The organism is Paraburkholderia phytofirmans (genome assembly GCF_046028095.1).
Lineage (GTDB): Bacteria > Pseudomonadota > Gammaproteobacteria > Burkholderiales > Burkholderiaceae > Paraburkholderia > Paraburkholderia phytofirmans_A.
Genome location: NZ_JAQQDJ010000019.1, coordinates 36,932 through 50,049, shown reverse-complemented (window position 1 = coordinate 50,049; position 13,118 = coordinate 36,932). Strand labels below are relative to the sequence as shown.

The 13,118-nt window shown below is 62.2% G+C and carries 12 protein-coding genes and 1 tRNA gene; 7 read left to right on the top strand and 6 right to left on the bottom strand.

The window, feature by feature from the left end:
* Nucleotides 1–157 precede the first annotated feature (157 nt).
* Together PQR54_RS35180 and PQR54_RS35175 are read right to left on the bottom strand one after the other, a co-directional pair.
* Nucleotides 158–757 (bottom strand): MarC family protein, encoded by a 600-nt coding sequence (locus PQR54_RS35180; RefSeq protein ID WP_408253886.1) that lies wholly within the window; start codon nucleotides 755–757, stop codon nucleotides 158–160.
* A 12-nt stretch (nucleotides 758–769) separates the two neighbouring features.
* Nucleotides 770–2,506, bottom strand: coding sequence for a proline--tRNA ligase (locus tag PQR54_RS35175; RefSeq protein ID WP_408253883.1), 1,737 nt, complete (start codon nucleotides 2,504–2,506; stop codon nucleotides 770–772).
* Nucleotides 2,507–2,809: 303 nt separating this feature from the next.
* Between PQR54_RS35175 and PQR54_RS35170 the strand changes: the two genes are divergently transcribed.
* Together PQR54_RS35170 and PQR54_RS35165 are read left to right on the top strand one after the other, a co-directional pair.
* Nucleotides 2,810–3,550 carry an RNA pyrophosphohydrolase gene (locus PQR54_RS35170; protein ID WP_408253881.1) on the top strand — a complete coding sequence of 247 codons (741 nt, stop codon included), beginning with the start codon at nucleotides 2,810–2,812 and terminating at the stop codon, nucleotides 3,548–3,550.
* A gap of 77 nt (nucleotides 3,551–3,627) precedes the next feature.
* The gene (locus PQR54_RS35165) at nucleotides 3,628–4,185 is read left to right on the top strand and encodes a CNP1-like family protein (protein WP_408253878.1); all 558 of its coding nucleotides are present in this window, start codon (nucleotides 3,628–3,630) and stop codon (nucleotides 4,183–4,185) included.
* Between the two features lie 110 nt (nucleotides 4,186–4,295).
* Here PQR54_RS35165 and proB read toward each other — a convergent pair whose 3' ends face one another.
* From proB to rplU, 4 genes are all read right to left on the bottom strand, one after another.
* Nucleotides 4,296–5,414 carry a glutamate 5-kinase gene (gene proB / locus PQR54_RS35160; RefSeq protein WP_106310923.1) on the bottom strand — a complete coding sequence of 373 codons (1,119 nt, stop codon included), beginning with the start codon at nucleotides 5,412–5,414 and terminating at the stop codon, nucleotides 4,296–4,298.
* 68 nt (nucleotides 5,415–5,482) lie between these two features.
* Complete coding sequence (gene cgtA, locus PQR54_RS35155; protein ID WP_408253876.1) at nucleotides 5,483–6,604, bottom strand: Obg family GTPase CgtA; 1,122 nt, start codon at nucleotides 6,602–6,604, stop codon at nucleotides 5,483–5,485.
* Between the two features lie 232 nt (nucleotides 6,605–6,836).
* Entirely contained in the window at nucleotides 6,837–7,100 is a 264-nt protein-coding gene (rpmA, locus tag PQR54_RS35150) for a 50S ribosomal protein L27 (protein ID WP_007180330.1), read from the bottom strand.
* A 25-nt stretch (nucleotides 7,101–7,125) separates the two neighbouring features.
* Complete coding sequence (gene rplU / locus PQR54_RS35145; protein WP_007180329.1) at nucleotides 7,126–7,437, bottom strand: 50S ribosomal protein L21; 312 nt, start codon at nucleotides 7,435–7,437, stop codon at nucleotides 7,126–7,128.
* A gap of 239 nt (nucleotides 7,438–7,676) precedes the next feature.
* On the opposite strand from rplU, the gene PQR54_RS35140 reads away from it, so the two are divergent.
* The 5 genes from PQR54_RS35140 to PQR54_RS35120 all read left to right on the top strand — a co-directional run bounded on the left by PQR54_RS35140 (nucleotide 7,677) and on the right by PQR54_RS35120 (nucleotide 13,093).
* Complete coding sequence (locus tag PQR54_RS35140; RefSeq protein ID WP_012434401.1) at nucleotides 7,677–8,669, top strand: polyprenyl synthetase family protein; 993 nt, start codon at nucleotides 7,677–7,679, stop codon at nucleotides 8,667–8,669.
* A 48-nt stretch (nucleotides 8,670–8,717) separates the two neighbouring features.
* Nucleotides 8,718–8,794 (top strand) — tRNA-Pro (locus PQR54_RS35135).
* A 199-nt stretch (nucleotides 8,795–8,993) separates the two neighbouring features.
* The gene (locus tag PQR54_RS35130) at nucleotides 8,994–10,292 is read left to right on the top strand and encodes an HlyC/CorC family transporter (protein WP_408253873.1); all 1,299 of its coding nucleotides are present in this window, start codon (nucleotides 8,994–8,996) and stop codon (nucleotides 10,290–10,292) included.
* A 264-nt stretch (nucleotides 10,293–10,556) separates the two neighbouring features.
* Nucleotides 10,557–11,858 carry a GspE/PulE family protein gene (locus PQR54_RS35125; RefSeq protein ID WP_408253871.1) on the top strand — a complete coding sequence of 434 codons (1,302 nt, stop codon included), beginning with the start codon at nucleotides 10,557–10,559 and terminating at the stop codon, nucleotides 11,856–11,858.
* Nucleotides 11,855–13,093, top strand: coding sequence for a type II secretion system F family protein (locus PQR54_RS35120; RefSeq protein WP_408253868.1), 1,239 nt, complete (start codon nucleotides 11,855–11,857; stop codon nucleotides 13,091–13,093). The genes PQR54_RS35125 and PQR54_RS35120 overlap by 4 nt, the downstream gene beginning before the upstream one ends.
* Nucleotides 13,094–13,118: the final 25 nt, after the last annotated feature.

Sequence of the window (13,118 nt, the reverse complement as noted above, 5' to 3'; positions counted from 1 at the left end):
GCGGTGCAGCGAGGAGACGAAAAAGCGGCCCTTCTGGGGCCGCTTTTTTTATGAAATCGCTGGGCTTTGCGCTGCGCTGTTTGCGTCGCGTTGTGTCGCGCTGCATTGCGCTAAGAGCTGCAAGTCGCGGATTACCTCGTGCGACGGCGACCGCCTTTCAAAGTTGATGCACGAACGACCGAATCCCTCCGAGCATCATCTCCACCGAAATCGCCACCAGAACCAGACCCATCAGCCTTTCGAACGCCATCATCGCGCGCTCGCCGAGCCACGCCTGAATACGCTCCGCCAGCATCAGCACGATCGCGCAGACCACCATCGTGACAGTCAGCGCGCCGATCCACTCGAACATCTTGCCTGGCGCCTGCGACGTCAGCAGCATCACCGTGGCCAGCGCCGACGGACCCGCCAGCGCCGGAATGGCGAGCGGCACGATGAGCGGTTCGCCGCCGCGCGTGTCGCCGCCGAACGGACCGTCCGGATGCGGAAATACCATTCTGAGCGCAATCAGAAACAACACGATCCCGCCGCCGATCCGCAACGACTGGTCGGTCAGGCTCATCATGCGTAGAAAGCGGTCGCCGACCACCATGAAGATCAGCAGGATCGCAAACGCGATTGCCACCTCGCGGAGGATGACGATCGTGCGCCGCTTCGGCGCCACGCCTCTCAGACAGCTAATGAAAAGCGGAATGTTGCCGAGCGGATCGGTGATCAGAATCAGCAGGACGGTCGCGGACAGGAAGGTGTACTCCACCGTCCGCTCCGCTTAACGCGCCAACGCTGCGCGAACTTTCCCGATCACCGTTTGCGCGGCGTCTTCGACCGGCAGCAGCGTCGCTTCAGCGTCGCGGCGGCCCTGGTATTCGAGCTTGCCTTCCTTCAGGCCACGGTCGCCGATCACGAGACGATGCGGCACGCCGATCAGCTCCCAGTCGGCGAACATCACGCCCGGGCGCTCGCCGCGGTCGTCGAGGATCACGTCGATGCCCGCTTCGACCAGCGTCGCATACAGATTATCGGCTTCTGCGCGCACGGCTTCGCTGCGGTCATAGCCCATCGGGCACAGCACGACTTCGAACGGCGCGATCGATTCCGGCCAGATGATGCCCTTGTCGTCAAAATTCTGTTCGATCGCGGCGCCCAGGATACGCGTCACGCCGATCCCGTAGCAGCCCATTTCCATCGGCCGCGGCTTGCCGGTTTCGTCGAGGCAGGTCGCGTTCATGGCTTCGGAATACTTGGTGCCGAGCTGGAACACGTGGCCCACTTCGATCCCGCGGCAGATGTCGATCACGCCCTTGCCGTCCGGCGACGGATCGCCCTTCTTCACGTTGCGAATATCGGCGACGACCGGCTCCGGCAGATCGCGGCCCCAGTTCACGCCGGTGGTGTGGTAATCCACCTCGTTCGAGCCGACCACGAAGTCGCTCATGTTCGCGACCGTGCGATCCGCGACGACCCTGATCGGCTTCTTCGTGCCGATCGGACCGAGGTAACCCGGCGGCGTACCGAAGGTTTCGATGATTTCAGCCTCGGTCGCCATGCGGAAGTCCGCCAGACCCGGCAGCTTGCTCGCCTTGATCTCGTTCAGATCGTGGTCGCCGCGCAGCATCAGCAGCCAGATGGTCGGCTCGGCGCCTTCATTTTCGGTGGCGAGGATGATCGACTTGATCGTGCGCTCGAGCGGAATGTTCAGCAGCTCGGCCACCGCTTCGCACTTCGCTTTGCCCGGCGTGGCGGTCTTCTTCATTTCTTCGGCGGGCGCCGCGCGTTCCGCGTAGAGCGGCAGCGCTTCGGCCGCTTCGACGTTTGCCGCGAAATCCGAGGTCGGGCAGTAGGCGATCGCGTCTTCACCGGTCTCGGCGATCACGTGGAATTCGTGCGAACCGCTACCGCCAATCGAACCGTTGTCCGCCGCCACCGCGCGGAAGTCCAGACCGAGGCGCGTGAAAATGCGCACGTACGCGTCGTACATCTTGCGATACGACTCGCGCAGACCTTCGATGTCCTTGTCGAACGAGTACGCGTCTTTCATGATGAATTCGCGGCCGCGCATCACGCCGAAACGCGGACGGATCTCGTCGCGGAACTTGGTCTGAATCTGGTAGAAGTTCACCGGCAGCTGGCGGTAGCTCTTGATCTGATTGCGCGCGATATCAGTAACCACTTCTTCGTGGGTGGGTCCGATCACGAAATCGGACTGCCTGCGATCCTTGAAGCGCAGCAGTTCGGGACCGTACTTTTCCCAACGGCCCGATTCCTGCCACAACTCGGCCGGCTGCACCGCCGGCATCAGCAATTCAATACCGCCCGCCCGGTTCATTTCTTCGCGCACGATGGCTTCCACCTTGCGGATCGAGCGCAGGCCGACCGGCAGGTAGTTATAGATACCGCCGGCAACGCGACGGATCATGCCGGCGCGCACCATGAGCTTGTGGCTGACGATCTCTGCGTCGGCGGGAGCTTCTTTGAGGGTACCGATAAAGAAACGGGAAGCTTTCATTCAGATTATCCAAAAGCGGCGGCTCCGGAGGGACCGCCCGAGAGGTGAAAACGGTGGGGAAATCGACACAGATCCGGCTCTGAGCCGGCACGGCTAGCCTGATCTCGGCACAACACAGCCCGACCGCAGCGCCGAAGCCGCCGCGCAAAGCCTTTGCACAAGGGATAAGGCACGGAAAGACTGACAGGCTACCGCAAACGCGGGCCTTTGGCGGCGAATCGTTCCAATCTGGTGCGAATCGGTGCGTCAGACCCGTTATCTGTTTATAATCAAAGCAATTTTAAAGGATTCGAAGGTGGTTGTATGCTGGATCGTGAAGGCTTTCGCCCGAACGTCGGCATCATCCTCTTGAACGCGCACAACGAGGTGTTTTGGGGCAAACGGCTCCGTGAACATTCCTGGCAGTTTCCGCAAGGGGGCATCAAGTACGGAGAGACCCCCGTGCAAGCGATGTATCGGGAGTTACACGAAGAAACCGGGCTGCTTCCTGAGCACGTCAAGGTGATTGGTCGCACGCGCGACTGGTTGCGTTACGAGGTGCCTGACAAGTTCATCAAGCGCGAAGTACGCGGTCATTACCGCGGCCAGAAACAAATCTGGTTTTTGCTCCGGATGGTTGGACGCGACTGCGACATCTGCTTGCGCGCCACCGACCACCCTGAGTTCGATGCGTGGCGCTGGAACGAGTACTGGGTGCCTCTCGACTGTGTGATCGAGTTCAAGCGGGATGTATATCAGTTGGCGCTGACGGAGCTATCCCGTTTTATGCGCCGGGCTGCGCCGCGTGCGGAAAAACCTGGCGGGCACCATGGGCCGCGCTATCCCCGGATAGCGTCGTCAATGGAAAGTCCGCCGGATTCCACGGTAATGACGGTGACTTCTGTGACCACCGTCAGCATCGAAACATCGGTTCACGTAACGATCGCGTCCGATTGCGGTCCGGGATCCGGGTCAACGGCAGAAGTCGACGCCGCACCGGATCACGAAGACGAATCGGCAGGCGAAACGGCCGGCTCGCTGTTCCGCCCGGGCGTGCGCAATTAACAACTCTGAGCGGCTGTTCACGCCGCCTCTCTCTGGCGCGGCTCGACGAGCCGCGTCAGTGTTTCGAGGAAACCATATTGAAAGCACTTGCTCTCGTCGTGGCGTGCGTCGCCACCGGCGCCCTGCTGGCTGGTTGTTCGAGCGCCGGCAAACCTACTAATAAAGACGACAGCGCGTTTACCTATTTGCTGGACCGCCAGAGCAACTGGGTTGAGAACAAGGTGGACGCTCTGCCGCCGCTGCCGCAAGAGTCGAATCTGCTGCCTTTCGAAGTCTCCGGCAATACGCCGCTGCAGTTCGCGGTCGACCGGAATTCGCTAACTGTCGGTACGGACGGCGTGGTTCGCTTTACCGTCGTCGTGGCAAGCCCGAGCGGCGCTCGTAACGTAATTTACGAAGGGATTCGTTGCGACACGTACGAATGGCGCCAGTATGCGGGTCTGAATTCGGATCACGACGGCTGGGACACCACGGTCGCGAACAACTTCACGCGCATTGAGAATGGCGCGCTCAACGCTTATCAGGCTGCGCTGTATCAGGACTATCTGTGCGCGAACAAGATGCCCATGGGGAACGCGGCCTCGATTCTGGAAAACATCCGCTATAAGCGCACAGCGAGTTCGTCGATTCACTGAGCTTTGGATTCATGCGGCTGTGCGCGTGAAAAAAGCCGTTCCAGCTTTCGCTGGAACGGCTTTTTGTTTGCCTCGCTCGTGTGCCTGTAACTGCGCCGGTTAGAAATGACTTAGACCAGCACCAGGTTGTCGCGGTGAATCAGCTCCGGCTCCAGCATATAGCCGAGCACCGATTCAATCTCGCCACTCGGGCGCCGCTGAATCAGCTTGGTTTCCGCACTGCTGTAGTTCGTCAGACCACGCGCCACTTCGCGCCCCGCGGCGCTCAGACAAGCGATCACTTCACCGCGCGCAAAGGCGCCCTGAACGCCGACGATGCCGATAGGCAGCAGGCTCTTGCCCCCTTCGGTCAGCTTTTCGACGGCGCCATCGTCGATCACCACATGGCCACGCACCTGCAGATGATCCGCCATCCATTGCTTGCGCGCCGCCATGCGCGCCGTGCGCGCGATCAACTGCGTGCCGATCGCCTCGCCCGACGCCAACCGTGACAACACGTCTGCTTCGCGCCCGCTGGCGATCACCGTATTGGCGCCGCTGTGCGCCGCACGCTTGGCGGCGAGAATCTTGGTCAGCATGCCGCCACGGCCGAGACTCGACCCCGCGCCGCCTGCCATGGCTTCGAGCTCCGGCGCGCCAGCATCGGCTTGCTGGACCAGTGTGGCAGTCGGATCCTTGCGCGGATCGGCGGTGAAAAGTCCTTGCTGATCGGTGAGGATGACGAGTGCGTCGCCTTCGATCAGGTTTGCAACGAGCGCGCCCAGCGTGTCGTTGTCGCCGAATTTGATTTCGTCGGTGACGACCGTGTCGTTCTCGTTGATGATCGGCACCACGCCTAAGCGTAGAAGCGTGAGCAACGTAGAGCGCGCATTCAGATAGCGTTCGCGATCGGCCAGATCGGCGTGGGTCAGCAGAATCTGCGCCGTCTGAATGGAATGCTCGGCAAAGCGGCTTTCGTACACCTGCGCGAGACCCATCTGGCCGACGGCCGCGGCTGCTTGCAGTTCGTCGATCTCGCGTGGCCGTTTGGTCCAACCGAGCCGTTGCATTCCTTCGGCAATGGCGCCCGAGCTGACGAGCACCACTTCCTTGCCCTGCGCGCGCAGCGCGGCAATCTGTGCGGCCCAGCGGCCGATAGCAGCATGATCGAGGCCCCGCCCGTCATTCGTGACGAGGCTCGAACCGACTTTCACTACCAATCGCCGTGAATCTGCGATGACGGAACGCATTGTGCGCGGTCTCCCAAGATGACGCGTGATGCAACCGGCGGCCCGGTCGGGTGCCGGCGCTCGAGCTTTTATGCCTGCGGGTCGATGCCGGCGTCGTCTGCGGCGGCGGGGGCTTGCGGCTTCTCGCGGAAGCGCACGTCCGCAGCGAGATCTTCGGCTTCCGCTGCGCGCTGCGCGTCAGAATGCGCGGCGATGTGGTCGAACACCGCGTAGCAAAGGCTTTCGCAGCCCTGACCAGTCAGCGCCGAGATTTCGAACACCGGACCATCCCAGCCGAAGCCTTCGAGGAACGCCGAGACACGCGCTTCGCGCTCGTCTTCGGGCACCATGTCCAGCTTGTTCAGCACCAGCCAGCGCGGCTTTTCATACAGCAGCTCGTCGTACTTGCGCAGTTCGTTGACGATCGCCTTGGCTTCCGCGACCGGATCGACCGCGTCGTCGAACGGTGCCAAGTCGACGATATGCAGCAACAAGCCCGTGCGCTGCAAGTGACGCAGGAACTGGTGGCCGAGGCCCGCGCCTTCCGCCGCGCCTTCAATCAAGCCAGGAATGTCCGCGATCACGAAGCTGCGGCTCGGCCCGACACGCACCACACCGAGATTCGGCGCGAGCGTCGTGAACGGGTAGTCGGCGATCTTAGGCTTCGCGTTCGACACCGACGCGATGAAGGTCGATTTGCCGGCGTTGGGCATGCCGAGCAGGCCGACGTCCGCCAGCACCTTCAGCTCAAGGCGCACCATGCGGCGCTCGCCCGGCTTGCCGTCCGTTTTCTGACGGGGCGCGCGGTTCGTACTGGATTTAAAATGCAGGTTACCGAGACCGCCCGCGCCACCCTGAGCGATCTGCACGCTCTGGTTGTGCTCGGTCAGATCGGCGATCAGTTCGCCGGTCTCCATGTCGGTGATCGTGGTGCCGACCGGCATGCGCAACGTAATGTCGTCGCCGCCCTTGCCGTAGCAGTCCGCGCCGCGGCCGTTTTCACCGTTGCGCGCCAGATGTTTCTTCGCGTAGCGGTAGTCGATCAGCGTATTGATGTTGCGGTCCGCGACCGCTATCACGCTGCCGCCCCGGCCGCCATCGCCGCCATCCGGGCCGCCGAACGGAACGAACTTCTCGCGGCGCATCGACGCGCTGCCATCCCCTCCGTCGCCGGCGATGACTTCAATCCTCGCTTCGTCAATGAACTTCATGCGTAACTCCGTCCCGTGGTGTGCTGCCAGATGGTGCTGCTAAATTTGTTGCTACTGGATGCTGCTATTTTGCCGCGCCCGCCGTGCGCCGATCAATCGGCCGAACGGCATAGGACATATCGGCATGAAGGGCGTTCCTGCCCATTCATCCGGCGAAAACCTGCCGGAATAAAAAAAGCCCCGCTAACTTCGCGGGGCCTTTTCCGGTCCTGAAGCCCGTGCCTGAGTAAGCTCAGACTGCTGCCGGGACGACGTTGACCATGTGCTTCTTCGCTGCGCCCTTCGTCGAGAAATTGACGTGGCCGTCCGTCAGCGCGAACAAGGTGTGATCCTTGCCGATGCCGACGTTTTCGCCCGGGTGCATACGCGTGCCACGTTGACGAACGATGATGCCGCCAGCGTTGATAGCCTGACCGCCATAAACCTTCACGCCAAGGCGTTTCGATTCGGAGTCGCGGCCGTTGCGGGATGATCCGCCTGCCTTTTTGTGTGCCATTTGATTTGCTCCTTAACCGGTGCGCTTACGCGTTAATCGCGTCGATGCGCAGTTCGGTATAGTTCTGGCGGTGGCCGCCATGCTTCTGGTAGTGCTTCCGGCGACGCATCTTGAAGATGGTCACTTTTGCGTGACGACCTTGCGACACGACGGTAGCCTTGACGGAAGCCCCACTGACCAGCGGCGTACCGAACTTAATCGATTCGCCTTCGCCCACTGCGAGAACCTGGTCGAGCGTGATTTCAGCGTCAATGTCTGCCGGTATCTGTTCTACTTTAAGTTTTTCGCCGACGGCAACTTTATACTGCTTGCCACCGGTTTTTATGACCGCGTACATTGAGAACCTCACTCTGTGTTCATTTTTCCCACGCACCGCGCGCGGAAACCCGTGATTATACATAGAGTTAGCTGCTCGGTCAAAACTCATTGAGTGGCGCCGCGCGTAGCGCCCGGCGCCTTGCCGCATAGCCCCGGCGCGCGGTTCTGCCGCCGCCCGGAACGCGCCGCGCCGCAGCCTGCGACCCGGAACTGTCGCGATTCGCCTTATAATTCGCGGCACTACCCAATTCAGCCATCATGTCGTCGACTGCCACCCCCTCCTCCAACGCCGCCAGCCTGCTCGCTCCGATCGCCGAAGACATGCAGCAGGTCAATCGCGTCATACGGCACCGTCTTGCGTCCGACGTGATGCTGATCAACCAGATTTCCGAGTACATCATCAGCGCCGGCGGCAAACGGCTGCGGCCCGCGCTGCTGCTGCTGGTGGCGGGTGCGCTGGGCGAAACCACGGGGCACCGGCATGAGCTGGCCGCGGTCGTCGAATTCATCCATACGGCCACGCTGCTGCACGACGACGTGGTCGACGAATCCGACCTGCGGCGCGGCCGCCAGACCGCCAATGCGCTGTTCGGCAACGCCGCGAGCGTGCTGGTGGGCGACTTTCTGTACTCACGCTCGTTCCAGATGATGGTCGGCGTGGGCAAGATGCGCGTGATGGAGATTCTGTCGGAGGCGACCAACATCATCTCCGAGGGCGAGGTGCTGCAGCTCCTGAACATGCACGACGCCGACGTGGACGAAGCCCGCTACATGCAGGTGATCCGCTACAAGACCGCCAAGCTGTTCGAAGCAGCCGCCCAACTGGGCGCGGTGCTGGCCGGATCGGACGCGAAAACGGAAGCCGCCGCGGCAGAGTTCGGCCGGCGCATCGGCACCGCGTTCCAGATCATGGACGACTGGCTCGACTACACGGGCACGGCTGAATCGATGGGAAAGAACGCCGGCGACGACCTTCGCGAAGGCAAACCCACGCTGCCGCTGATCTATCTGATCGAACGCGGCACGCCGGAGCAATCGGCGCTCGCTCGAGAAGTTATCGAGCAAGGCGGCACGGACCGTTTCGACACCATTTTCGAGGCGATCACGCGCTCCGGCGCGCTGGATCACACGCTCGAATGCGCGAAAAAGGAAGCTCAGGCCGCCGCAGCAGCAATTTCTTCATTTCCGGATTCCATTTTTAAAGAGAGCCTGCTAGAATTATGTTCTTACTCGACGGCGAGACAGTCTTGAACGAGACTGAAACGCCGGCTTAGTCTGAATCGAGTCTGCAGTACACATCGGGGTGTAGCTTAGCCTGGTAGAGCGCTACGTTCGGGACGTAGAGGCCGGAGGTTCGAATCCTCTCACCCCGACCAGATTCGCCTTGTTAGTTCAAGGCTCAAAAAACCGCCCAGCTTGCTCGGCGGTTTTTTGTTTTCTGGGCCGCGCGGCGTGTTATCTCGCTCACGCGCCCCGCACCGCCATCGCCGTCCTGTCTTTTGCCGCCAGCCCGGACGGCGCGCGCAAGCCCCTCTGCTATATTCTCTTCATCCTTTTCCCTATCCTTCACGACGCGTGGAACAACTTCCCTTATGGGCGCAGATTGGCGCCGTCTTTCTGCTGCTTATCTGCTCGAGCTTCTTTTCGATTTCCGAAACGGCGATGATGGCGATCAATCGCCATCGCCTGAAACATCTTGCCAATCAGAACGCGCTCGGCGCAAAGACCACTCAAGGCCTCCTCGCGCAGACAGATCAGCTTTTGAGCGTCGTGCTGATCGGCAACAATCTGTTCAACACCATCATTCCGGTGCTCACCACTTCGATCGCGCTGCACACTTTCGGTCGGAACAACCTGGTGCTGTCGATCGCGACCGGTATCGTCGCGTTTCTGATCATCGTGTTCGCGGAAATAACGCCGAAGATCGTCGGCGCGACGTTCCCTGAGAAAGTCGCGCTGCCGGCCAGCTTGCTGATTGCGCCGATGATGCGCGTCGCCAGACCGCTGGTGTGGTTCGTCAATCTTTTTGCAAACGGCATTCTGCGCGTGCTGCACATCAATACGAAAGGCGCGCACGACCAGCGCCTGTCGACCGAAGAGCTGCGCACCATCGTGCTCGAATCCGGCAGCTTCATGCCGACCAAACACCGTAGCATTCTGCTGAACCTGTTCGACCTGGAAAACATCTCCGTCGACGACGTGATGATCCCGCGCCGCCGTATCGAGGCGCTGGATTTCGACGCGCCGTTCGAACAGATCCTGCATCAACTCGAAACCTGCTATCACAACAAGCTGATCGTCTATCAAGGCGACATCGATCGGGTGCTCGGTGTGCTGCATGTACGCAAGACACTGGCGGCGCTGCACAACCAGGAGCTCGAGCGCGAGACGCTGCGCGAGCTGCTGGCCGAGCCGTACTTCGTGCCGAGCGGCACGCCGGTTTTCCAGCAATTGCAATTCTTCCAGGAGAGCCGCCACCGCACGGCGCTGGTCGTCAACGAATACGGCGAGTTGCAGGGCCTCGTCACGCCGGAAGACATCATCGAGGAACTGATCGGCGAGTTCACTACCTCGATTCCGCGCGGTGCCAATTCGCGCGGCGGCTGGAATGAGAACGGCGAATGCATCGTGGCCGGCAGCATGCCGCTGCGCGAGTTGAACCGCTGGCTGCATCTCACGCTGCCCACCGACGGGCCGAAAACGCTCAACGGCCTGATCCTCGAAATTCTCGAAGATATTCCCGACGGCGACGTGTGCGTGCAGATCGGCGAAGTCAAACTCGAAGTGATGCGCAGCGACGATCAGGCGATTCGTACCGTCAAGCTGTTCAGACCGCCGACGCGTGCGAAAGCCGGCAAGGTATTGCGCGGCTAGGTTAGTCGACGTGACTGCGCAACTTCGCAACGCGGCGCACGCGACAGCGAGGCACGACCGCAACAGCGCGCGACATGGGCGAGCACCGCAGCCAAGGACGGCAGGCAACAGCAGAACACGCGCCAAGCACAGCGGCCAAACCTGCAGCAGCATCGCACACAGACGCAGCGCGCGCCATTAGCCGAATGGCCGAATAGCGGCGCCCGCCGCCTTGCCGGAAGATGAAGCCGTCGTGTTCTACAGGCGGTTCATCACCGGTCTCTCATGCAAGCATCTTTCCAGCCCACAGCGCCAGCGGCATCGCCGCGTCCCGTCGCAAGCACCCACGAAAGCGCCGTCAGAGCGAAGCTGAAACCATTCGCACCCGAGCTCAGCGCAGCAAATCCCGCCGACACCGACAACGCTCCCGCCGTGCGTCTCTTGACCGACACTTTGCAGGAAGCAACTCGCCGAAACGCGTCGGACCTTCACATCGAGCCGGCGGAACACGGCTGGCGCGTGCGCTTGCGAATCGACGGCGTGCTGCACGAAATCCCGCCGCCGCCCGCGCATCTGCGTGACGCATTCATTACTCGGGTGAAGGTGCTGGCTCGTATGGACATCGCCGAGCGTCGCGTACCGCAAGACGGCCGGCTGCGCATCTCCACTTCGCCAGGACGCGTTGAAGACTACCGCGTCAACTCGCTGCCCACGCTATTCGGAGAAAAGCTCGTGCTGCGCAGACTCGATGCGCTGCCCGCCGATCTTTCACTCGACTCGCTCGGCCTCGATCCGCATCAGCGCAAAACAGTGGACGCCGCGATTCGCGCGCCGCACGGTCTCATGCTTGTCACCGGCCCCACTGGGAGCGGCAAGACATTGTCGCTGTACTGTTTCCTCAATCTGCTTAACGGCGAGGCCCGCAATCTCTGTTCGGTGGAAGATCCGGCGGAGATTCAGTTGGCCGGCATCAATCAGGTCAGCGTGCGCGAAAAAGCCGGGCTCACTTTCGCGGTCGCGCTGCGTGCATTTCTTCGCCAGGATCCCGACGTGATCATGGTCGGCGAAATTCGCGACGAAGAGACCGCCGACGTCGCCGTGAAAGCCGCGCAAACGGGCCACCTCGTCCTGTCGACCCTGCATACGAACGACGCACCGGCAGCCGTCGCGCGGCTGATCGATATCGGCGTCGAGCCGTATAACCTCGCCGCCGCGTTACGCATGGTCACCGCGCAACGGCTGGTGCGGCGGCTCTGCGTCGCGTGCCGCGTGCCGTCGCCGGAGTCGGTCGCGGCACTGCGAGCGGCGGGTTTCAGCGAGCATCAACTCGATGGCTGGCAGCCCTACGCCGCAGCCGGATGTGCAGCATGTCACGGTATCGGCTATCGCGGCCGCGTCGGCGTTCATCAGGTGATGCCCGTATCCGATGCGATGCGCGAGCTGATCGTCGCGAGCGCCGGCGCACATGAACTCGCGCGGCTAGCGCAAACTGAACAGGTGGGCACCTTGCGCGACGCGGCGTTGACGCGTGTGCGCGACGGCACCACCAGCCTCGCCGAAGCTCTCGCCGCCACCGAGGTCGCATGAACACGGCGAACACCGCGACGATCCCAAGACCACCGGCCTCCGACATGCGTTTCAAATGGCGCGGCGTCGATACCGACGGTGTGCGGAAAAACGGCGCACTCATCGCGCCGGACGCAGCCATCGCGCGCTCGGTACTCAAGCGCGACAATCTGTTCATCCTCGAACTGACTGCGCACGGACCGGCACCGCGTCCCACCACGCGCGCTGCGGACATCACACTATTCACTCGGCAACTCGCCAGCCTGCTACGCGCGGGTCTGCCACTCGCGCCCGCGCTGGACCTGCTCGCGCAAGCGCAGAGTTCACGCCGCCAAGGCATGCCGCGGATCGTCGGCGCTCTCGCGCGCGACATCACCGGCGGACTGCGTTTTTCCGCGGCGTTGCAGCGGCATCCCGCGCAATTCAACGCACTGTACTGCCAGCTCGTCGAAGTCGGCGAGGCGGCTGGCGCACTCGCGGCCGTCCTCGCCCGCATCGCCGATGACCGCGAACGCGCCGCCGCGCAACGCGCCAAAGTGCGCGCGGCACTGACCTATCCCGTCGCGATCCTCGTGCTGGCGATGGCAATCACCGCGGCATTGCTCGTATGGGTCGTGCCGACCTTCAAACAGATCTTCGACGGCTTCGGCGCCAGACTGCCTGCACCCACGCAATTCGTGCTGGCATTGTCGTCCGGTGTGGCGCGATGGAGCATACCGGCATTCGCCATGGTCTTCGCAACCGGGTCAGCAGCGACGTTTCTACTGCGACGTTCCGAAGCCGCGCGCATCCGCTTTGCGCGCGTATCGCTGACAATACCGGTTGCCGGTCCGCTGCTGCGCACGTTGTGCGCGGCGCGCTGGAGCCGCGCGCTCGGCACCTTGTTATCAGCCGGCACGCCGCTGGCCGACGCGTTCGATTCGCTGACTTACGCCACCGGCAACGCATTCTTCGACCGCGCTACCGTTGAAATCGCCGCGCGTCTGCGGCGCGGCGAGCGGCTCGCCGCCGCGATGCGCGCGGCACGCTGCTTTCCGCCGGAGGTCGTGCAGCCGATTGCCGTTGCCGAGGAGTCCGGAGCACTCGACACCATGCTGATCGACGTGGCGTCGCTGGCCGATCGTCAGGTAGACGAAAAGATCGGCACGCTGTCGAGCCTATGCGAGCCGCTCGTCATCGTCGTGCTCGGCGCGCTGGTCGGCGGCCTCGTGATCGCGATGTATCTTCCCATTATTCAACTCGGCAACGTGGTGTAGGATCGCAGCCGAATCCATCCTTAAT